Genomic DNA, 20,404 nt, shown 5'->3' with positions numbered 1-20,404 from the left:
TGCGACATATTATTATAAAATGTTTTCTATGAAATGTAAAAGAGCCTTTTGTTACTAATGCTGAAAAGCTAGCTCTTGTTTAATTGATTGCAAAGAATTGGCGAATAATTCTGGTTCTTCTAGATCAGGAGAATGTGCTGAATTTGGGAACCAAATCATTTTTTTTATAGGCGCTTCAATAATATCGCAATATTCCTGAACGAGTGCATAAGGAGTTTGATAATCATAGCGACCAGAACAAAAATAAACTGGAATAGATAAACTTGAGATAGAAGAAAAGAAATCGATTGTCAGCATTTCTTCCCATAAAACGCCAGATTTTAAATTTCCTGCGAGAAACTTGAACCAATCTAATAGCGTATATTCAGGAGAAAAGAAACCTTTTCGTATGAAAGAAAAGGAAGATCCGTTTTGGATTGCTCCTCCGAATGTGCCAAGCCACTTTCTTTGAATAATAAGACGTCTCATATCTAAAAATGGTGGTTTTCCTAATTTTAAAAGGGAAGCTAATGCTTTTTTATGATCATGTTTTTTTGCAGAACTAATTAAATGTTGATATAGCAATTCTTCATTTTGTTTCATATGTACAATTTGCCCAATACCGATGTAAGCCTCGATATACTTTGGATATTGATGTGCTATGTTAAGCCCAATAATACTTCCCCAAGAATGACCAGCGAGAAATAGTTTTTGTTTGTTGAACCTTTTAAGTGCATATTGAATCACTTCTTTTGCATCGGAAACGAATTGTTCGATTGTAAAATTTGCTCCGAAATCTTTCATTGAAAAAGATTTACCTGCCCCGCGCTGATCCCAATTAATAACAATAAAGTGCTTCTCTAATTCTTTTTGAAAATGACGAATAAATCCGATTTGTGCCATGCCGGGTCCACCATGGCAGCATAATAAAATAGGCTGCTCTACGTTTTGCCCACGCATAAGGAGAGTTTGTTTTCGATTATTAATCATAACGCTTTCTATCGTAGCGATACTATTAGGAATGAGTTGTTTGTTTTCAGTATAGAACTGAGGGGTATAGCTACGCAAAAGCATATTGAAAACCTCCTTTTGTGAAATCGTATGAATCGCACAGGCTATTCATTTTGCATATACTGTTAGAAAATCATTGTAACATACCATACTAGTGTCATTTCAACACGGGAGGAGGGAAATTGTGACGATTGGAGAAATTATAGATGGTTTAAATAGGCGTGAATCCATCGCTATTATAGCAAAACGTCTTGAAATAAGCCCGTATACATTATCGAAGAAATTAAGATTGATTGGATACGAATATGATGGAGAGCAGAAGAAACGTATTTTTGTAGGAGATGGAGAAGAACCACGTCACTTACAACTCCAAGAAGCGACCGCCCTTCAATATGAGAAAACAGATTATCAATTATTAATTTATGAGCAATTACAAAGTATTTATGAATTATTAAGAAGAAGAGAAGAAGTAATTGCACCAATTATGAGTAAAAGTACAGAGAAAAAGAGACGCACCTTTTCTATTAATACAGAAATATTAGCAAGATTGGACCTTATATCAGAATCGAAAGGAATTCAAAAATCTAAAATTGTAGAAGAGGCGTTGCAACAATTTTTACAGCAATATGAATTTAACAAAACATCACATTTTGATAACTAAAGAAAAGGATACTATGTTCATTGGAAGAACGAGTATCCTTTTTATGATGCATATTACGTATAAATACAGGATTAGTGCAAATCTTTTATGGCGTGAAAAATGAAATTTCTTATTAGAGAAACACTTAATTTACTTTTTGGATTCTTCCATCAATAACTGGCTGAATTGGTTCTTTTAATTGTTTTACGTAATCGACTAACGCTTCAAAGTCGTTTGGACCAGTTTCTGCATTTTTACCATTTTTAAATGATATGAATCCGTCACCGCCAGAAGCTAAGAAAGCATTTGCAACTACGCTATACGTTTTAGATGGAGATAATTCTTCTCCGTTTGTTAAACGTATATTTGTAACTTTTTCACCGTTTGGTTTATTTGCATCCCACGCATATTGAATACCTGAAATTTGAAGCATTCTTGTTGTTCCTTTTTGCCATTGCTGATTTAAAATATCGCGAATGTCTTGACCTGTTAAATCTACTTTAATCAATTGATTTCCAAAAGGTTGAATGCCGTATAACTCACCCCACGTAATATCACCAGCATCTAAGTCATTACGAATGCCACCAGGATTCATGAGGGCGATTTGAGTTTGCATCGTTTGACGCTGAGCATCGGCAACTAAATTTCCAAGAGTGGACTCACCAGCATCATTTTGTTTACGGTCGATAGATGCTGTAGATTTTCCGACCACTTCATTTACAAGTGGTGCGATTTTTTCTTTATATTGATCTAGTTTTTTCTTTACTTGTTTATCAGGTTCTACACCTTCATGATACGTTGTAACAACTTCAGCTTTTTTCTTTATAATATCCTTTGTTTTACGATCAATTGTTACATCCACGTCTGAGAAAGCCGTGCCGTAAGAATTTGCTTGGACAATTAGCTTATTATTTACTGTACCATTTACATACGTATGACTATGTCCACCGAAAATAACATCAACTTCTGGGTCTGTTTCATTTGCAATTCGAGTAAGGTCGCCATTTGTTACCCCAGACTCATCGGTTGTTCCACCGACATGAGCAAGAACGACGATAGATTTAACGCCGAGGCGTTTTAATTGTTGTGTTGATTTATTAATTGCTTCTACTTCATCAGTAATTTGTACATTTTTAAGCATCGTAGGCATAACGACATTTGGTGTATCAGTTGTAACAACACCAATGAATCCTACAGGAACACCATCTACCATTTTTACAGTAAATGGTGGTAAAAATAAGCGGCCAGTTGATTTGTTATAGAAGTTAGCAGCTACATAGGGGAAGTTAGCCCCTTTGAAATTCCCTGTTTTTTCATGATATCCACCGTAAATGAGGCGTTTCATTTCATCAATGCCTTCATCAAATTCATGGTTTCCGATTGTACCAACATCAAATTTTAAATCATTTAAAAATTCAATCGTCGGTTCATCCTGTAATAATGCTGAAACTGGTGGACTAGCTCCGACGATATCACCAGCATGTACGAGAAGTGTATTAGGGTTTTGTTTTTTACGTTCTTTTAAATAAGTAGCTAAGTAATCAGCGCCACCAGCTTCTTTATTATTAATTTTTTTAACAGTATCTAGTTGTCCATGGAAATCATTAATACCAAGCATTTGTACGTCTATGTAGCGGTTTTGTTCAGCTGGATTCTGAGATGGGGGAGCGGCAAATACGCTTGAAAAAGTAATAGTGCTTAAAACAGCAACGGCAGGAATAATTTTTTTCCACATAGTTCATTTCTCCTTTTTTATAATCTGACATCATACGACATAATTTTAATAGATTCATAGGATTATAGCTACATAAAAATTTAGTCTTTTCGAAAAATTAACATATTTACAAAAAGTGGATAATAGAGTAAAGACCCTTTTTTATTGTCGATTGCATCGTGTATCTACTATAATGGAGAAAAAAGTAAAAGGTGAGTAGCATGAAGAAAAAGAAACAAAGACAAATGCAAAGACAATCGCAAGTGAATCCACCAAAGAAAGAAACACTTACAGTAGGCGATCAATTAAATGATTCACTCATGCAACAATTAAAGAGTAAGAAGAAAGAGTTGCAAGTGAGAGAAGAGGAAAAAGAGGCAGCTGAACTGGAAAGAAAGCGCAAAGAACAAAAAGAACGTGAAAAGAATAAATCATTTGAAGAACTGCTAAGTGAAAGTAACCTTACTTGGAAAGACTTTAAATAATAAAAAAATGATCAGTGAAATTCACTGATCATTTTTTGATGAGCTTGTAAGAAAAGGGGAGTTATTATGAGGAAAATTGTAGTTGTTCCGCATGAAAATCATTGGAGTGAAAAATTTCAAATGGAGGCTGAAAGATTAAAAACAGCGATGCCAGAAACGGTGAAAATTCATCATATTGGAAGTACGTCAGTGCCAGGACTGGCAGCTAAACCTATTATTGATATGATCATGGAAGTAGAAAGTATTGAAAGGGTAGATAGGTGGAATGAACGATTTATAGAGCTTGGTTACATCGTAAAAGGGGAAAATGGTATTTCAGGACGCCGATTTTTTATCCATGGAACGGAAGAAAAACGTTTGTATCATTTACACGTGTTTGAAAAAGGAAATCCAGAGATAGTAAGGCATTTAGCATTTCGTGATTATATGATGGCTCATTGTGAAGAAGCAGAGGCATATGCAACCTTAAAGAAAGAATTGGCCGAAAAGTATACATATGATGGCACGTTATATACGGAAGGGAAAAATGAGTTTGTGCGCAATGTGGATGAAAAAGCGAAAGAATGGAGAGAAAATAACGTGAATAAATGAGTTCACGTTATTTTTTAGCTATATAAAAGTGTTATGTAAACTGTACGTATGTTTTGACTTTTGGGATGAATCTTGTTGAAATAAAGTTGTGGCTTATAAAAAAATGTAACAATGAAAGGGAGACGACTGTGTATATTCCAACAACTACACTTCATAATGGCGTGAAAATGCCGATGATTGGTCTAGGCGTTTATAAAGCAAAAGAAGGCGACGAAGTAAAACAAGCAGTAAAAACAGCGTTAGAAGTTGGATACCGTTCGATTGATACAGCAACTGTGTATGAAAATGAAAGCGGTGTCGGAGAAGCGATTCGTGAATCAGGAATTCCAAGAGAAGACCTATTTATTACAACAAAAGTTTGGAATGACGATCAAGGATACGAGGAGACACTCGAGGCGTTTGAAAAAAGCTTAAAGAAATTACAAATGGACTATGTAGATTTATATTTAATACATTGGCCAGTAAGAGGGAAGTATGTGGATACGTACCGAGCGTTAGAAAAATTATATGAAGAAGGTAAAGTGCGTGCGATTGGTGTTTCTAATTTTCATAAACATCATTTAGAATTGTTATTACCAAATTGCAAAGTGAAGCCGATGGTGAACCAAGTAGAACTTCATCCGATGTTAACGCAATTTGAATTGCGTAATCATTGTCAAGGTGAGCAAATCCAAATGGAAGCGTGGAGTCCGTTAATGAGGGGCGGAGAAGTATTTCAGCATCCAATCATTCAGGCTATTGCTAACAAATATGAAAAAACACCTGCGCAAGTTATATTAAGATGGGATATTCAAAGCGGGATTGTTACAATTCCTAAATCTGTTACACCATCTCGTATTAAAGAAAACTTTACTATTTTTGATTTCTCACTAACTGAAGAAGAGATAAATCAAATTAACACGTTGAATCGCGATTTACATGTAGGCACAAATCCTGATAAATATGATACGTTATAAAAAAGACTGTCTCCTAATAAAGGAGACAGTCTTCTGTTTATCGGTAATTCGATATTTTTAACGATGCAAAGCATATGTGTCATATTTAACAATTTTTTGAAGTTGTACATATTCTTCTTTAGTTAAAGGTAACTGTTGGCTAGCTCGTATATTTTCCTGCAATTGTTGAAGAGAGCTTGCGCCAGGTATAACAGCTGCAACAGTCTTATTATGTAAGCAATATTGAATAGCTGTTCCTGTTAAAGAGCTTTCTCCAATCGTTTCTTTTACACTCGCTAGAGTTGTATGTAATTCATCGTAAGAATAAGAGAGGTAATCCTTTTCCTTTACTCTTTCTATTTTTCTTGCATTGTTATCAGTTAAAATTCCTTTTGCAAGTGGTCCGCGAGCAATGATGCTAATTTGGTATTCATTCAGAAGCGGGAACCATTCTTCTGGACGACGATTTAAAAGGCTATATTCCATTAGTACACTAACGATGTTTGAGCGTTTTGCATATTCACGGATTACATTTGGACGTATAGAAGAAATACCGTAATGGCGGATAATACCTTCTTTTTTCAATTCTTCAAAAGCTTCAATTGTTTCATCTATTGGATCTTCAATCGTTCCGCCATGAAGTTGGTAAAGGTCAATATAATCAGTTTGAAGTCTACGTAAACTTTCTTTTACTTCAGCCTTTATGTAAGCTTTAGAAGGGTCCCAAGACCAGCCGTTTTTTTCTTCTGTCCAACGATTTCCAACCTTCGTTGTAAGAACAATTTTGTCTCGTTTCCCCTTCAAGGCTTTTCCAACAAATTCTTCATTTAATCCGTAATCATATAAATCTGCTGTATCAAAAAAATTAATTCCTAAATCGATTGCTTCATCGACAATACGCATAGCCTCTGTTTCAGATGTACCGAGAGACATACAGCCAAGGCCCATTTCTGTAACAAATAAATCTGAGTTTCCTAATTGACGTTTTTTCATAGGTCAACCTCCTTACCTTTATTGTACGAGAGGGAAAAGAGGTTGACAAACGTTTCCTTTTCGCTTTGCATTAACTGCCCGTAAAAGCATAATTAATGTGAGCTTAACGGATTAATGTTTCATTTTATTTGCTGTAATCCACTCTTGTACAGTTGTATACTCTTTGCTATATTGTTTTAGCTTATGGCGAATTTGCCATGCTTTTCCGACTAACGTGATGCGATTTGGTAAAATATAAACTTTCATTTCTATCACGCTCCTTTCAATGTGGTAAAATGTATGAAGAAAGAATAGGAAATAGAACAGGGAGATGAAGTAGTATGAGTAATCTTACAGAGAGAACAGTAAAAACTGAGCCGATTTTTGATGGTAGAGTTATAAAAGTTCGTGTTGATGATGTAGTATTACCAAATGGAGAAATGAGTAAACGTGAAATTGTAAATCACCCTGGTGCAGTTGCGATTATTGCTATTACAGATGAGGGGAAAATTGTGCTTGTTGAGCAGTATCGTAAAGCGCTTGAAAAGGCGATTATAGAAATTCCAGCCGGCAAGTTAGAGCCTGGTGAAAAACCAGAGGTAACAGCAGTTCGTGAATTAGAAGAGGAAACAGGATATGTATGTGAAAATATGGAGCTTATTACTTCTTTCTATACATCTCCAGGATTCGCAGATGAAATTTTATATGTATATAAAGCGACAGGTTTGACAAAAAAAGAAAATAAAGCTGAGTTAGATGAAGATGAGTTTGTGGAATTAATGGAAGTATCGTTAGAAGAAGCGATTACTCTTATGAAAAATCTTCGTATTCATGATGCGAAGACGATGTTTGCAGTACAATATTTACAACTACAAAAATAAACACTCGCCAAAGGCGAGTGTTTTTAATTGATTTTTGCATATACACGTGCATCACGTAAGCTACCGTCTGGTGCTAGGAAATCATTTTCCATTGTACCTTCTAGAATGAATTCTAAACGTTCTGCTAAGCTACATGCATTTATATTTGTTGCATCAGTACGAATTTCAATTCTTCTAGCGCCTAGTTTATCAAAGGCGAATTGGATAGCGCCTTTAACAGCTTCAGTCATATAGCCTTGTTTTGTATAATCGCTATGCAACCAGAAGTGAAGTGAAAACTTTGGAATATCCCAGTTTTCAGGTTTTAGTGTAATTGCTCCGATGAATGTACCAGATACTTTATCGTATAAGTGAAAATCAAGTGTTTCACGAAGTAAAAACTGTCCGTGAGCTTCGCGAACAATTTCTTCAGCACTCTCTTCTGTTTCAGCGTTAATTGGTACCCACGGTACTAAGTCTTCTAGAGAAGCTTGGATTGCTTCATATACTTCTGCACCATCACCTGGAAATGGTTTACGAACTTGTAAGCGTTCAGTTTGAAATAATGTTGGAAAATCTAATAATAATGGTTTCAAGAGAAATCCCTCCTATTCTCTACTTTTTAGTTTAGCAAAGTAGAGCGGAATTTCAATGTTAATTCGTCATACTTTTTTCTTTCTTTCATACATTTTTAATAAGAGTGTGAACGGAGGGAAGAAAAATGTGGCGAAAAAATTGGCAAGACCGTGTAATGTCTCACATACAGGAAAACTCTTCATTATATATATTTAACGCTGTTTTATTATTGATGGGAGTAATATTTGGAGCCATTCTTGTGAATAGTTTACAAATCAATCAAAAACAAGATTTATCATTTTATTTACAACGTTTTTTTGGACAAGTCTCTAAAGGAGAATTTGCCATTGCGGGCGAAATGTTTCGAGAAAGTTACTTTTCGCAATTAAAATACATCGGATTTATTTGGATTTTAGGGATTTCAATTATTGGATTACCACTTATTTTTATTTTATTATTTGTAAAAGGAGTTGTTGTTGGATTTACAGTTGGTTTTTTAGTAAGTCAGCATGGATGGAATGGACTATTATTAGCATTTGTATCTGTTTTGCCACAAAATTTAATTATCATTCCAGTCTTTCTCATTATGACAACCATTGCTGCAAGTTTTTCTTTACGGATGATTAGGCATCAATTTATTAGAAAAATAACCGAGCCACTATTACCATTATTAATCCGGTATACATGTTTCTTTCTTGTAATTGGAGCGGTATTAGCAATGGCTTGTAGTGTGGAGGCTTACGCATCACCAGTTTTAATGAAAGAAGTTGTTGAGGCTATTAATAAAAAATAAATATTTTTTGAGAATAATTATCAATTTGTTTTTATTGTTTTTCTTTTGACAGAAGCCCTTCTTCTGATATAATGGTGTAAGAGTGGCGAGGAGGGAGTAGTACCGAATGGAAGAAAGAATTGAACGAATTAAGAAGCAATTACATGCAGCGAGCTATAAATTAACACCGCAACGTGAAGCAACAGTTCGTGTGCTGCTAGAAAATGAAGAAGATCATTTAAGCGCAGAAGATGTTTACCTCCTTGTAAAAGAAAAGTCGCCAGAGATCGGATTAGCAACCGTCTATCGAACTTTAGAACTATTATCTGAGTTAAAAGTTGTCGATAAGATTAACTTCGGAGACGGTGTTTCACGCTATGACTTACGCCAAGAAGGTGCGCAGCGTTTTCACCATCATTTGATTTGTACACAATGTGGTGCTGTACAAGAAATACAAGAAGATTTACTTGGTGAAGTGGAAAGGAAAGTAGAACGAGACTGGAGCTTTAAGGTGAAAGATCATCGTTTAACATTCCATGGGATTTGTAAAAATTGTCAAGAAAATGAAACGGATGAAAAATAACCTTTTCCTATTTATCTAGGAAGAGGTTTTTTATTTGAATAAGGTATAAATTGGTGAAAGCTTGGCATATGTTGTAATAACTTATATTTTGGAGGAATTTACAATGCGCCGAGCTTTAAAATTAACTTTTGATGGAATAAAAGTATTTTTATTATTTACAAGTTGTACGATTTTGTTTTATTTCGCTATACTATGGATAAATGAAGAATATGAAAGCTATCATCGTTATGAAAAACCTAAAGAAGAGACTGTAGAAAAAGTATCAGGGAATGAAGAACCGGCAAAGGATGCTTTCGTAAATAGAATGATGTTTTTCTATGAAAATGGGGAGTAGTGTAGAGTGGAAGATCAATTAAAAGATTTTATTCATTATATGGTTGTCGAAAAAGGATTAGCAAAGAATACAGTAGTATCTTATGAACGGGATTTAAAAAGCTACGTAAAGTATTTGCAAAATGTGGAACAGACGAAAACTTTTCATGAAGTGACCCGTTTACACATTGTTAACTTTTTGCAGTATTTAAAAGAAAACGGAAAATCTTCGAAAACATTGGCGCGTCATATTGCATCAATTCGTTCGTTCCACCAATTTTTACTTCGTGAACGAGCGGTAGAACACGATCCATCCGTACATATTGAAACGCCGCAAGGGGAACGGAAATTACCAAAAGTATTATCAGTTGATGAAGTAGAGGCGCTACTTCAAACACCAAAAATGACAAGTGCTTTTGGGATACGTGATAAGGCGATGCTAGAGTTACTGTATGCGACAGGACTTCGTGTTTCAGAATTGATTGCACTCAATTTAGAAGATGTACATTTAACGATGGGATTTGTTCGTTGCATAGGGAAAGGGAATAAAGAAAGAATTATTCCACTAGGAAGTTTAGCAACGGAAGCGATTCAAAAGTATATTGAAAAAAGAAGAAGAGAATTAATGGGGAAAAAAGTAGTAGATGCACTCTTTTTAAACCATCATGGTAATCGATTATCAAGACAAGGATTTTGGAAAATATTAAAACGATTAGCGAAAGAAGCAAATATTGAAAAAGAGCTTACACCTCATACGTTGCGTCACTCGTTTGCTACGCACTTATTAGAAAATGGAGCAGATTTACGTGCTGTACAAGAAATGCTTGGTCATGCAGATATTTCAACGACGCAAATCTATACGCACGTTTCAAAAACTAGATTAAAAGATGTATATAAACAGTTTCATCCAAGAGCATAGTTACTATGCTCTTTTTTCATAGATTCAGAAGGGAAGACCGTTTCACAGAAACTTCACAAACATTTCGTATATTGTTTTCAGCAGAAGACTGGAATATTACAATGTATTTCCTCTATACTAAATAAAGTATAAAGGAGGAAATGATGATGAAAAAACTGATTATAACTTTATTTATCGCGATGCTAGCGTTGGCTGGCTGTAATACAAACAAAGAAGAACCGAAAAAAGAACAGAAACTTGAAGCTGTAAAAGTAGCAGTCCAAACAAATCCGAAAGAAATTAAACCAGGTGAAAAAACAGAAGTACAAGCACTTGTTACACAAGGGAAAGAAAAAGTAACGGATGCCGATGATGTAAAGTTTGAAATTTGGAAAGATGGCGACGAAAAGCACGAGATGTTAGATGGTAAGCATAAAGGAAAAGGTGTTTATGCAGTAGAGAAAACATTCGAAACGGATGGAGTATACCATATTATCGCTCACACAAATGCACGTGAAATGCACGTTATGCCGGAAGTGAAAGTTGCTGTAGGAAATGCGAAAGTAGAAGATGCGAAAAAAGAAAATAGTGATCACAGTGCAGGACATGGAGATCATAAAAGTGACACAATGATCCATCTTATGGCTGGAGACATAAAGGCAAATGCTGAATCTACAATGAAAGTTCATTTAAAGCAAAAAGAAGAAGCATTAACTGGTGCTGAAGTACAACTAGAGATTTGGAAAGATGGTGTTGAAAAACACGAATTTATTCCAGCGAAAGAAGGGAATAAAGGAGAGTATGAAACGAAACATACTTTCAAAGAGAACGGTGCTTACAAAGTGAAAGTGCATGTAAGAAAAGGCGAATTGCATGAACATAAAGAAGAAACAATAGAAGTAAAATAAAAAGTAGCTCTTTAGAGCTACTTTTTATTTTTAATATGAAGAAATAAATCATAAAAAAATTAGCACTTCGTTGCAGAATGGATTACAATAGAAGTGTGAAGAAAATGAGAAATTCTACGAAAATGTATTAAAAAGAAAGCGTAAACATGTTATGATATCAGTATCAGATGTCTGACATCTGACTTAGAAAAAACTAGAAATGTTTTTGAGTCGTTTCAAGTAAAACGAAATAGGTTAGAGAATGGTTTAAAGAAGTACTGTTTGACAATGAGAATTCTTATGGATAACAGTTTCACTTTATAGCGTTTTGAACATACTACAAGAAGTAGAACTGAACTTATAGGAGGTCGCAGTTATGAATAAATATAAACGTATATTCCTAGTCGTAATGGACTCTGTGGGAATCGGTGAAGCACCAGATGCTGAGCAATTTGGTGATTTAGGATCTGACACAATTGGTCACATTGCTGAACATATGAATGGTTTACAAATGCCTAACATGGTGAAATTGGGTCTTGGTAACATTCGTGAAATGAAAGGTATCTCTAAAGTAGAGAAACCACTTGGATATTACACAAAAATGCAAGAGAAATCTACTGGTAAAGATACAATGACAGGTCACTGGGAAATCATGGGCCTTTACATTGATACACCATTCCAAGTGTTCCCGGAAGGATTCCCGAAAGAATTACTTGATGAATTAGAAGAAAAAACAGGCCGTAAAATTATCGGTAATAAGCCAGCTTCTGGAACTGAAATTCTTGATGAACTTGGCCAAGAGCAAATGGAAACCGGCTCTTTAATCGTTTATACTTCTGCTGATAGCGTATTGCAAATTGCAGCACACGAAGAAGTAGTGCCACTTGATGAGTTATATAAAATCTGTAAAATTGCACGTGAATTAACATTAGATGAGAAATACATGGTAGGTCGTGTTATTGCTCGTCCATTCGTTGGTGAACCTGGAAACTTTACACGTACACCAAACCGTCATGATTATGCATTAAAACCATTCGGCCGTACAGTAATGAATGAATTAAAAGATAGTGACTACGATGTAATTGCTATCGGTAAAATCTCTGACATCTATGATGGTGAAGGGGTAACGGAATCACTTCGTACGAAGTCTAACATGGATGGAATGGATAAGCTTGTAGATACATTAAATATGGACTTTACAGGTCTTAGCTTCTTAAACTTAGTTGACTTTGATGCATTATTCGGCCACCGCCGTGATCCACAAGGATACGGAGAGGCTCTGCAAGAATATGATGCACGTCTTCCAGAAGTATTCGCAAAACTACAAGAAGATGATCTATTATTAATTACAGCAGACCACGGTAATGATCCAATTCACCCTGGTACTGACCATACACGTGAATATGTACCATTATTAGCATATAGCCCAAGTATGAAAGAAGGCGGACAAGAGTTACCACTTCGTCAAACATTTGCTGATATTGGTGCAACAGTAGCAGAAAACTTCGGTGTGAAAATGCCAGAATACGGAACAAGCTTCTTAAACGAGCTAAAGAAATAGGGGGATAAACAAATGAATCGTGAACTTATTACAAAATCAGCTTCATACTTAAAAGAGAAATTTCAAGAGACACCACAAGTAGGACTAATCCTTGGATCAGGACTTGGTGTATTAGCAGACGAAATTGAGAACGCAGTAACAGTACCTTACAGTGAAATCCCTGAGTTCCCAGTATCAACTGTAGAAGGCCATGCAGGTCAACTAGTATTTGGCACACTTCAAGGTGTAACAGTAGTAGCAATGCAAGGACGTTTCCACTTCTATGAAGGATACGACATGCAAAAAGTAACATTCCCAGTTCGTGTTATGAAAGAACTAGGTGTAGAAACGGTTGTTGTAACAAACGCAGCTGGTGGTGTAAATACATCATTCGAGCCAGGCGATCTTATGTTAATTTCAGACCACATTAACTTCATGGGTACGAATCCATTAATCGGACCAAATGATTCTGAAATGGGCGTACGTTTCCCTGATATGTCTACATCATATACAGTAGAACTTCGTGAAATGGCGAAACAAGTTGCAGCAGACTTAAATATTAAAGTACAAGAAGGTGTATACGTTGGAATGACAGGTCCTGTATATGAAACACCTGCTGAAATTCGTATGCTTCGTACACTTGGCGGAGATGCAGTTGGTATGTCAACAGTACCTGAAGTAATTGTAGCACGTCATGCTGGAATGAAAGTATTAGGTATTTCTTGTATTTCAAATATGGCAGCTGGTATTTTAGATCAGCCACTTCATCACGATGAAGTAATTGAAACGACAGAACGTGTTAAAGCTAACTTCTTAGCATTAGTAAAAGCAATCGTAAAACAAATGAAGGGGTGACTTCACAATGAGAATGGTGGACCTAATTGCAAAAAAACGTGACGGACATGCATTAACGACAGAAGAAATTAACTTTATTGTTGAAGGATATACAAATGGTGATATTCCTGATTATCAAGTAAGTTCACTTGCAATGGCAATTTTCTTCCAAGATATGAACGATCAAGAGCGTGCTGATTTAACGATGGCAATGGTAAATAGCGGCGATACAATTGACTTATCAGCTATTGAAGGTGTAAAAGTAGATAAGCATTCGACAGGTGGTGTTGGTGATACAACGACACTTGTATTAGGTCCATTAGTAGCTGCTTTAGACGTACCAGTAGCGAAAATGTCTGGACGCGGTTTAGGACATACTGGTGGTACAATTGATAAATTAGAAGCAGTTCCAGGATTCCATGTGGAAATTGAAAACGATGAATTCATGCGACTTGTAAATGAAAACAAAATCGCTGTTATCGGCCAAAGTGGTAACTTAACACCTGCTGATAAAAAGTTATATGCACTTCGTGATGTAACAGCAACAGTAAACTCAATTCCGCTTATTGCAAGTTCGATTATGAGTAAAAAAATTGCTGCTGGTGCAGATGCAATTGTTCTTGATGTAAAAACTGGAGCAGGTGCATTTATGAAAACGGATGAAGATGCAAAACGTTTAGCAGAAGCAATGGTACGCATCGGTAATAACGTTGGTCGTAATACGATGGCAGTTATTTCTGATATGAGTCAACCACTCGGTGAAGCTATCGGTAACGCACTAGAAGTACAAGAAGCAATTGATACATTACAAGGTAAAGGGCCAAAAGATTTAGAAGAGCTATGTTTAACACTTGGAAGCCAAATGGTGTACCTTGCTGGACAAGCTTCATCTTTAGAAGATGCACGTGAAAAGCTAATTGAAGTAATGAACAACGGAAAAGCGCTAGAATCATTTAAAACGTTCTTATCAGCGCAAGGCGGCGACGCATCTGTTGTTGATGACCCTTCTAAATTGCCACAAGCACAATTTAAAATTGAAGTGGAAGCGAAAGAAGACGGATATGTATCAGAAATCGTTGCAGACGAAATCGGAACAGCAGCAATGCTTTTAGGAGCAGGACGTGCAACGAAAGAGTCAGAAATTGATTTAGCAGTTGGTCTAATGCTGCGCAAAAAAGTAGGCGATAGCGTGAAGCAAGGTGAATCCCTTGTTACAATTTACGCGAACCGCGAAAATGTTGAAGATGTAAAAGCGAAAATTTATGAGAACATGAAGATCTCTAAAGAACACGTAGATGCACCAACTTTAGTACACGGTATCGTAACGAAGTAATAAAAAAAAGCTGAGGAGATTTCTCCTTGGCTTTTTTTACTATTTTTTGTTTATAATAATAATGGGTGAAATTATGATTAGAATTTGTGCAGTAACAAAAACAGATGAAGTATTATATGATGTTTCTCTAGAAGAAACAAAGAAAGACCATATTGTATGGTATTGGCTAGATTTATATAAGCCAACGAAAGAAGAGTATACATATATTCTGCAAGACCATTTTAAGTTCCATCCCCTTGCAATTGAAGACTGTCTAGAATATGTACAAAGGCCAAAAGTTGATTTTTATGATGGATATAACTTTTTAGTTCTTCACGCGTTTGGAGAAGATGGGCTAGAACCACATGAAATTGATTTGTTTGTTAGTGATCGCTATATTGTTTCTTTCCATTTTTCTCATAATAATGCAATTGAAAGAGTATGGAAAACACTTGGTGAGAAGAGGCGGATTAAGAAAGGACCTTTACATGTAGCACATACAATCACTGATCAAATTGTAGATGATTATTTCGCACCTGTATATTACATTGAAGATCATTTAAATGCGATTGATGATAATTTAACAGGTGAGACAGCAGGAGCCGTGCTAGAAGAAGTATTTGATATTAGGGCAGATTTATCTAAGTTAAGACGTACAATTATTCCAATGCGTGATTTATTGTATCGTATTTTGAATTCCACTCGTTTTTACGGTATAAGTGATCATGAGATTTATTTTAAAGATATACATGATCATTTACTTAAACTTACGGAAATGATTGAGGCAAGTCGAGAGTTAACGGCGGATATTCGGGATAGTTATTTTTCATTAAACTCACATCATATGAATAACATTATGAAAACATTAACTGTATTCTCGACTATTTTCATGCCATTAACATTTATTGCGGGAGTATATGGAATGAACTTTACGCATATGCCAGAGCTTGGTGGACAATATAGTTATTTTATTTGTCTTCTTCTAATGGCATTAATTGGCGGCGGAATGATGGCATGGTTTTATAAAAAAGGATGGTTTAAGTAAAAAACACCGAGGATTTCCTCGGTGTTTTTTCTTAACCAATAGCATGTAATACAAACATAGCTAAGAATAAGCATGTAATGATATACATAGATGGTGCGACTTCTTTACGCTTTCCAAGAGCAACTTTTAAGATAGGGTAAGCAATAAATCCGAACGCAATGCCATCAGCGATACTATATGTGAGCGGGATCATAACGATAATTAAGAATGCTGGAAATCCTTCTGAAAAGTCGTTCAGAGGAATTTGTTGAATGCTTGTAATCATCAGACCGCCAATAATAATTAAGATTGGTGCAATGGCACTATCAGGAATTAATTTGACAAATGGAAGAGCAAACAGTGATGCAAAGAATAGCAACCCAGTAACGATAGACGTCAGACCTGTCTTACCACCTGCAGTAATACCTGCGGCACTTTCTACTGTTGAAACGGTAGGGCTTGTGCCAAATAGACCACATGTCATTGCTGAAATTGCATTGGCTTGGTAAGCACGTGGGAATTTACGATCATCTTCTAATAAACCGTGCAGAAGTCCCATGTTCTCAAAAATAAGCACCATGCTTAAAGAGAATGTTGCAATCCAAAATGGTAAGGAAGAAAGTTTCCCAAATGACATAGCTCCAAACACATCACCGTAATTAGCGAATGAGAATGAACTATTTCCCATTTGACTCGTATCCACAAGACCAAATAACCATGAGATACCAGTTCCTATTGCAATCGTCCATAAAAAGTTTCCACGTACGTTACGAATAAATAATACAAGTGCAATGATAAGAGTAAGTAATGTCGCAAGAACGACAGGATTACTTAATTTCCCCATTGCCACAGCAGTATTTGGGTTCGAAACGACTAAACCACCTTTTTGCAATCCGATAAACGCTAAAAATAATCCAATGCCGACAGTAATCGCTTCCTTTAATGACTTTGGAATTGATACTGATAGCACGCGAGCGATTGGTGTAAAAGCGGCAATTGCAAAAATAATACCAGAGATAAAGACAGCAGCTAATGCTTCTTGCCAAGTTAGTCCAAGCGTATGCACAGCTGTGTACGTGAAGAATGCATTTACACCCATACCAGGGACAAGAATAGCAGGTGCATTTGCCCAAAATGCCATGAGTAGACATCCGACAAATGAACTAAAAACAGTTGCTAAAATTCCAGCTTCAAGAGGAATGCCAGCATCTGATAAGATGGACGCATTTACAATCATAATATATACGATTGTGAAAAATGACGTAACTCCAGCTAAAACTTCTTGTTTTGGTGATGTTTCGTGTAAACCTAATTTAAATGTTCTTTCAAGTATTCCTTTCATGTTAAACCTTCTTTTTCATATCCCTCTCCCACCCGTGATATCTCTTTTGTAAGAGCTCACCGTCCTTTATTATATCAGAACATCATGTTTTTACAACAAGTAAAATGATAACGTTTACTTGTAAAGAGAATTCGTTATAAATACGTAAAAATAGCCCGTATGGATGAAATGATTTCTAATTCACCAGATTGAATGGGCGGGGCTGCTTGTGCATGTAAAGTAGCATAAGACGTAACCTCCCGTGGTAATTGGGCAGATTCTTCAACGAATGAGAGGGGAACAGGATTAATATTTAGATTATATGTACTCGCAATAGCACGAGCTTTTTCTACTGCCTGGTGCAGAGCTTGAATGAGAGCCTTCTCATAATATTTATTTGGATGAGATACTCGGAAACGTAAACCTTTTGCTACATTTGCGCCATTTGATACGGCTATATCATATACTTCCCCAGCTTTTTGTACATTTAAAACGGTAATTTCATACAAATGCTCCACACGGTATCCTTGGAGCAATGCTTTATCATTTACATATTCGTATTGAGGAGTGATCGTATAAGAAATCGTTTCTATATCTTTATCGGCAATACCAAGCTGTTTAAGTGCATCCAGTAATTGTTTTGATTGTACTGCATTTTCTTCCTGCGCTTGTTTTACATTTTTACTATCAGTTCGAATGCCAAGCGTTAATATAACAACGTTTGGTTTTGCTTTGACAACGCCTTCGCCTTGTACAGTAATAGTAGCTTCTTTACCAGTATTAGCTGTGCGTACGTTGTGTAAATAAGGATTTATTCCACCCTGCATTTTCCATCACCATCCTTTTTATATGTATATGTGTGATCAAAAAAGAAATTTATATGAAAAAAGTTACATAAATGAGAATGTTGAGGAAAGAAATCATATACAATATAGGTATTTATAGATTATAATATGTGTAAATATGATAAAAAAGGGACGAGGCTATTGAACGAAAAAAGAGAAACGCTGATTTTAGATTTATCTGCATCATTTCGAAAAATGATACGTTTATTACAAAATGATATTAATACACGTTTTGCAGAACATATGCCATATAATGAATTTTCTGTATTACGTGCGTTATTTTTAAACAGTCCACAGATGGCTTCGCAAATTGCGAGTGAAGTAAACGTAACCTCCAGTCATATTACAGCTGTTACAGATCGACTTGTACGAAAAGGATTAGTAGAAAGAAAACGTTCTAATTCAGATCGTCGTATCGTGTACTTAGAAATTACAGAGCACGGAAGAGAAGTAACTGAAAAACTTGAAGCTGTGCGTAAAGAATATTATAAAGAGAGATTTAAAGGTTGGAGCGACCAAGAAATAGAAATGGTCTTAGAACTATTTGGCCGCGTATTATAATAAATGAGGATAGGAAGCGAAAGCATTCCTATCCTTTTTCTTTTGAATAAAAATATTTTGAAACTCCGATACTTTAATTAAAAGATCGGAGGAAAGATTATGAAATATATTGCTGCACTTACCATTTTATTTGGTAGTTTTTTCTATTTTCAAACATTCACGTACGCAGATACGCCTATCCAAGTGGTGCGAAAAGAAGTGAAGTACATTGAAACTGATAATACAGTTTTATATTCGAAATTATGGGTTCGTTCTATGCAAAACGCAGTATTATTTCACCATAGCGATAATATTCGTAATCGGGACACATTACGTAATGTAACAAGTTCATCGTTTGTTAAAGCGAAGCAACTATCTTTTCAGAAAGCAGCACTTTATATACCGAGACTATCGCAATACGTATCAAAAATAGGGAAAGAAAACATTCAAGTGTACTACATTGCGATTCACTATAATGTGAAAAAAGAAAATGCATATCAATTAGATGGTATGAACTATTTTCTACAAGTATTTGTAAAAGAGCGTGGGGAATGGAAAATTGCCGAAAGTGTAGTTGCACCGACAGAGCAAATTGTGCAAAATGGTGATGGATTTGGGATGAAAGAAGAGATGGTGTATGGGGATAGGAGAGAGAATGTGAAATAACCTCCTCTTTAAGAGGAGGTTATTTCACACGCCAAGAAAATTTAAATTTTAATAAGCGAGATAATAGTAGGTAGACTATCGTACTGGTTCCTATAAAACCAATATAATAATTTAAGATAGAATGACTTCCTCCCGTTGCCATTCCTCCAAACATTCCAATAAAGATTACACAACATATCATACATAGTGTTTTGAGTTTCGGATATAATAGAAAATTCCCATTTTGTTCATTAGGTGATCTTGTATATAAGTACATTCCTAAAGGTAATAGAATAAGTACATTTGCGATTGGGCCGATAAGTTTTGTTGCTGAGGGAATATACGTAAAATTAGGTTCATCATGACGTACGCCTTGTTCATCAGTATAAGCACGTTGAGGATCGTAATTAAAATTAATATTGAATCCGCGAACTGGCGCTAAAATACTCACTTTTTCTATTACTGAACCGTAACGATTTACATTCTCCTCCGTATAGACGGGATGATTAGAAATAAGTCCAACCGTATGAATAGAAATAGCTCCGGCAATTAGAGTCGGCAAAATAAAAGGGAATCCAAGTATAGCAACACTGAAGAATCCTTGTGAAATCATATTACCAGCAATTGTTCCTATGCATAATGCAAGTGTATATATAGCAATTAAGATGATAACCATGTATAAGAAATAGGTATGAAATGGTGAAAATATTTGATACTTATTATGAAAAGTTGCCTTTTTCATAATAGCAAAAAGTCCCCAATTCAATATAACGATAGCTAAAATATTACACACACCAAAAAGCCATTTCGTCATGAAGAGATGTTTCCGTTTAAATGGCATAGACCATAGAATGTCACTTGATTGATTTTGACGCTCCCATCCAATAAGGATGCAGGCTAATGCAATAAGGAGTCCTCCTTGAACCATGATAGCATCGGGAAGTGAAAGTTGATAATAGTATCGGTATATATATTTCCATTCATTATGTTCATGAAAATATTTTAATTGCTCGGCAGATGCTAAGTAGTATTTATAGGATAGTACATAAAAACTTACTAACCAAAATAGCCAAACAATATATTTACTTTGCTTGTAGGTATGCATCCATAATACTTTTTGAAACATAG

At 35.6% G+C, this 20,404-nt stretch carries 24 protein-coding genes; 16 read left to right on the top strand and 8 right to left on the bottom strand.

Going from position 1 to position 20,404, the window contains the following annotated elements:
• Positions 1-54 precede the first annotated feature (54 nt).
• The gene (locus MR167_RS06030; protein WP_000926820.1) at positions 55-1,053 is read right to left on the bottom strand and encodes an alpha/beta fold hydrolase; all 999 of its coding nucleotides are present in this window, start codon (positions 1,051-1,053) and stop codon (positions 55-57) included.
• A gap of 121 nt (positions 1,054-1,174) precedes the next feature.
• Between MR167_RS06030 and MR167_RS06025 the strand changes: the two genes are divergently transcribed.
• On the top strand, positions 1,175-1,651 hold the full coding sequence (locus tag MR167_RS06025) for a ribbon-helix-helix domain-containing protein (protein WP_000151934.1): 477 nt from the start codon (positions 1,175-1,177) through the stop codon (positions 1,649-1,651).
• A 124-nt stretch (positions 1,652-1,775) separates the two neighbouring features.
• On the opposite strand, the gene MR167_RS06020 is transcribed toward MR167_RS06025, so the two are convergent.
• On the bottom strand, positions 1,776-3,365 hold the full coding sequence (locus tag MR167_RS06020; protein WP_000265545.1) for a bifunctional metallophosphatase/5'-nucleotidase: 1,590 nt from the start codon (positions 3,363-3,365) through the stop codon (positions 1,776-1,778).
• Between the two features lie 200 nt (positions 3,366-3,565).
• On the opposite strand from MR167_RS06020, the gene MR167_RS06015 reads away from it, so the two are divergent.
• The 3 genes from MR167_RS06015 to MR167_RS06005 all read left to right on the top strand — a co-directional run bounded on the left by MR167_RS06015 (position 3,566) and on the right by MR167_RS06005 (position 5,376).
• A complete protein-coding gene (locus MR167_RS06015) occupies positions 3,566-3,829 on the top strand; it encodes a YqkE family protein (protein WP_242314181.1) in 264 nt (87 codons plus the stop codon).
• Between the two features lie 66 nt (positions 3,830-3,895).
• The gene (locus MR167_RS06010) at positions 3,896-4,420 is read left to right on the top strand and encodes a GrpB family protein (protein WP_001227184.1); all 525 of its coding nucleotides are present in this window, start codon (positions 3,896-3,898) and stop codon (positions 4,418-4,420) included.
• Between the two features lie 128 nt (positions 4,421-4,548).
• The gene (locus MR167_RS06005) at positions 4,549-5,376 is read left to right on the top strand and encodes an aldo/keto reductase (protein WP_000275862.1); all 828 of its coding nucleotides are present in this window, start codon (positions 4,549-4,551) and stop codon (positions 5,374-5,376) included.
• Positions 5,377-5,433: 57 nt separating this feature from the next.
• Here the strand turns inward: MR167_RS06005 and MR167_RS06000 are convergent, their stop codons facing one another.
• Complete coding sequence (locus MR167_RS06000) at positions 5,434-6,348, bottom strand: aldo/keto reductase (RefSeq protein WP_000747233.1); 915 nt, start codon at positions 6,346-6,348, stop codon at positions 5,434-5,436.
• 111 nt (positions 6,349-6,459) lie between these two features.
• Positions 6,460-6,594 (bottom strand): Z-ring formation inhibitor MciZ, encoded by a 135-nt coding sequence (gene mciZ, locus MR167_RS05995; RefSeq protein WP_000870291.1) that lies wholly within the window; start codon positions 6,592-6,594, stop codon positions 6,460-6,462.
• 74 nt (positions 6,595-6,668) lie between these two features.
• Here mciZ and MR167_RS05990 point away from each other — a divergent pair, with 74 nt between their 5' ends.
• A complete protein-coding gene (locus tag MR167_RS05990; RefSeq protein ID WP_000067931.1) occupies positions 6,669-7,208 on the top strand; it encodes an NUDIX domain-containing protein in 540 nt (179 codons plus the stop codon).
• Between the two features lie 23 nt (positions 7,209-7,231).
• Here MR167_RS05990 and MR167_RS05985 read toward each other — a convergent pair whose 3' ends face one another.
• On the bottom strand, positions 7,232-7,783 hold the full coding sequence (locus MR167_RS05985; RefSeq protein WP_000803497.1) for a GNAT family N-acetyltransferase: 552 nt from the start codon (positions 7,781-7,783) through the stop codon (positions 7,232-7,234).
• Between the two features lie 155 nt (positions 7,784-7,938).
• Here MR167_RS05985 and spoIIM point away from each other — a divergent pair, with 155 nt between their 5' ends.
• The 9 genes from spoIIM (at position 7,939) to corA (ending at position 15,946) form a co-directional block, all read left to right on the top strand.
• Positions 7,939-8,556 (top strand): stage II sporulation protein M, encoded by a 618-nt coding sequence (spoIIM, locus tag MR167_RS05980; protein ID WP_223308695.1) that lies wholly within the window; start codon positions 7,939-7,941, stop codon positions 8,554-8,556.
• 106 nt (positions 8,557-8,662) lie between these two features.
• The gene (fur, locus tag MR167_RS05975; RefSeq protein WP_000392657.1) at positions 8,663-9,118 is read left to right on the top strand and encodes a ferric iron uptake transcriptional regulator; all 456 of its coding nucleotides are present in this window, start codon (positions 8,663-8,665) and stop codon (positions 9,116-9,118) included.
• 103 nt (positions 9,119-9,221) lie between these two features.
• Entirely contained in the window at positions 9,222-9,452 is a 231-nt protein-coding gene (locus MR167_RS05970; RefSeq protein WP_001250432.1) for a YqzK family protein, read from the top strand.
• Positions 9,453-9,458: 6 nt separating this feature from the next.
• A complete protein-coding gene (xerD, locus tag MR167_RS05965) occupies positions 9,459-10,349 on the top strand; it encodes a site-specific tyrosine recombinase XerD (RefSeq protein WP_242314179.1) in 891 nt (296 codons plus the stop codon).
• Positions 10,350-10,495: 146 nt separating this feature from the next.
• Positions 10,496-11,236, top strand: a complete 741-nt coding sequence (locus tag MR167_RS05960) for a FixH family protein (protein ID WP_000733456.1) — start codon at positions 10,496-10,498, stop codon at positions 11,234-11,236.
• Positions 11,237-11,591: 355 nt separating this feature from the next.
• On the top strand, positions 11,592-12,776 hold the full coding sequence (deoB, locus tag MR167_RS05955) for a phosphopentomutase (protein ID WP_001046081.1): 1,185 nt from the start codon (positions 11,592-11,594) through the stop codon (positions 12,774-12,776).
• Between the two features lie 12 nt (positions 12,777-12,788).
• Positions 12,789-13,610, top strand: a complete 822-nt coding sequence (locus tag MR167_RS05950; RefSeq protein WP_001078446.1) for a purine-nucleoside phosphorylase — start codon at positions 12,789-12,791, stop codon at positions 13,608-13,610.
• A 7-nt stretch (positions 13,611-13,617) separates the two neighbouring features.
• Positions 13,618-14,922, top strand: coding sequence for a pyrimidine-nucleoside phosphorylase (locus MR167_RS05945; RefSeq protein ID WP_001243069.1), 1,305 nt, complete (start codon positions 13,618-13,620; stop codon positions 14,920-14,922).
• Between the two features lie 61 nt (positions 14,923-14,983).
• Positions 14,984-15,946: a magnesium/cobalt transporter CorA gene (gene corA / locus MR167_RS05940; RefSeq protein ID WP_002026281.1), complete on the top strand. Its 963-nt coding sequence runs from the start codon at positions 14,984-14,986 to the stop codon at positions 15,944-15,946.
• Positions 15,947-15,977: 31 nt separating this feature from the next.
• Here corA and MR167_RS05935 read toward each other — a convergent pair whose 3' ends face one another.
• Both MR167_RS05935 and MR167_RS05930 read right to left on the bottom strand, forming a co-directional pair.
• Positions 15,978-17,267: an NCS2 family permease gene (locus tag MR167_RS05935; protein ID WP_000676243.1), complete on the bottom strand. Its 1,290-nt coding sequence runs from the start codon at positions 17,265-17,267 to the stop codon at positions 15,978-15,980.
• Between the two features lie 134 nt (positions 17,268-17,401).
• On the bottom strand, positions 17,402-18,073 hold the full coding sequence (locus MR167_RS05930) for an SIMPL domain-containing protein (RefSeq protein ID WP_001161431.1): 672 nt from the start codon (positions 18,071-18,073) through the stop codon (positions 17,402-17,404).
• 159 nt (positions 18,074-18,232) lie between these two features.
• Here MR167_RS05930 and MR167_RS05925 point away from each other — a divergent pair, with 159 nt between their 5' ends.
• The gene (locus MR167_RS05925) at positions 18,233-18,652 is read left to right on the top strand and encodes a MarR family winged helix-turn-helix transcriptional regulator (RefSeq protein WP_001003307.1); all 420 of its coding nucleotides are present in this window, start codon (positions 18,233-18,235) and stop codon (positions 18,650-18,652) included.
• Between the two features lie 99 nt (positions 18,653-18,751).
• Positions 18,752-19,297: a hypothetical protein gene (locus tag MR167_RS05920; RefSeq protein WP_000873789.1), complete on the top strand. Its 546-nt coding sequence runs from the start codon at positions 18,752-18,754 to the stop codon at positions 19,295-19,297.
• Between the two features lie 19 nt (positions 19,298-19,316).
• Here the strand turns inward: MR167_RS05920 and MR167_RS05915 are convergent, their stop codons facing one another.
• Positions 19,317-20,402: an ABC transporter permease gene (locus tag MR167_RS05915; RefSeq protein WP_242314177.1), complete on the bottom strand. Its 1,086-nt coding sequence runs from the start codon at positions 20,400-20,402 to the stop codon at positions 19,317-19,319.
• Between the last annotated feature and the right edge of the window lie 2 nt (positions 20,403-20,404).

The organism is Bacillus cereus group sp. BfR-BA-01355, assembly GCF_022663675.1.
Taxonomy (GTDB): Bacteria; Bacillota; Bacilli; order Bacillales; family Bacillaceae_G; genus Bacillus_A; species Bacillus_A thuringiensis_S.
Note: the sequence above shows the minus strand (reverse complement) of the source record. Positions and strands in the feature narration are given on the sequence as shown.

Excerpts from the sequence above, each read along its gene's own strand:
- MR167_RS06030 (WP_000926820.1), bottom strand. The coding sequence starts at position 1,053 with ATGCTTTTGCGTAGCTATACCCCTCAGTTCTATACTGAAAACAAACAA.
- MR167_RS06020 (WP_000265545.1), bottom strand. The coding sequence starts at position 3,365 with ATGTGGAAAAAAATTATTCCTGCCGTTGCTGTTTTAAGCACTATTACT.
- MR167_RS06015 (WP_242314181.1), top strand. The coding sequence starts at position 3,566 with ATGAAGAAAAAGAAACAAAGACAAATGCAAAGACAATCGCAAGTGAAT.
- MR167_RS06010 (WP_001227184.1), top strand. The coding sequence starts at position 3,896 with ATGAGGAAAATTGTAGTTGTTCCGCATGAAAATCATTGGAGTGAAAAA.
- MR167_RS06000 (WP_000747233.1), bottom strand. The coding sequence starts at position 6,348 with ATGAAAAAACGTCAATTAGGAAACTCAGATTTATTTGTTACAGAAATG.
- mciZ (WP_000870291.1), bottom strand. The coding sequence starts at position 6,594 with ATGAAAGTTTATATTTTACCAAATCGCATCACGTTAGTCGGAAAAGCA.
- MR167_RS05990 (WP_000067931.1), top strand. The coding sequence starts at position 6,669 with ATGAGTAATCTTACAGAGAGAACAGTAAAAACTGAGCCGATTTTTGAT.
- spoIIM (WP_223308695.1), top strand. The coding sequence starts at position 7,939 with ATGTCTCACATACAGGAAAACTCTTCATTATATATATTTAACGCTGTT.
- fur (WP_000392657.1), top strand. The coding sequence starts at position 8,663 with ATGGAAGAAAGAATTGAACGAATTAAGAAGCAATTACATGCAGCGAGC.
- MR167_RS05970 (WP_001250432.1), top strand. The coding sequence starts at position 9,222 with ATGCGCCGAGCTTTAAAATTAACTTTTGATGGAATAAAAGTATTTTTA.
- MR167_RS05960 (WP_000733456.1), top strand. The coding sequence starts at position 10,496 with ATGAAAAAACTGATTATAACTTTATTTATCGCGATGCTAGCGTTGGCT.
- deoB (WP_001046081.1), top strand. The coding sequence starts at position 11,592 with ATGAATAAATATAAACGTATATTCCTAGTCGTAATGGACTCTGTGGGA.
- MR167_RS05950 (WP_001078446.1), top strand. The coding sequence starts at position 12,789 with ATGAATCGTGAACTTATTACAAAATCAGCTTCATACTTAAAAGAGAAA.
- MR167_RS05945 (WP_001243069.1), top strand. The coding sequence starts at position 13,618 with ATGAGAATGGTGGACCTAATTGCAAAAAAACGTGACGGACATGCATTA.
- corA (WP_002026281.1), top strand. The coding sequence starts at position 14,984 with ATGGGTGAAATTATGATTAGAATTTGTGCAGTAACAAAAACAGATGAA.
- MR167_RS05935 (WP_000676243.1), bottom strand. The coding sequence starts at position 17,267 with ATGAAAGGAATACTTGAAAGAACATTTAAATTAGGTTTACACGAAACA.
- MR167_RS05930 (WP_001161431.1), bottom strand. The coding sequence starts at position 18,073 with ATGCAGGGTGGAATAAATCCTTATTTACACAACGTACGCACAGCTAAT.
- MR167_RS05920 (WP_000873789.1), top strand. The coding sequence starts at position 18,752 with ATGAAATATATTGCTGCACTTACCATTTTATTTGGTAGTTTTTTCTAT.
- MR167_RS05915 (WP_242314177.1), bottom strand. The coding sequence starts at position 20,402 with ATGTTTCAAAAAGTATTATGGATGCATACCTACAAGCAAAGTAAATAT.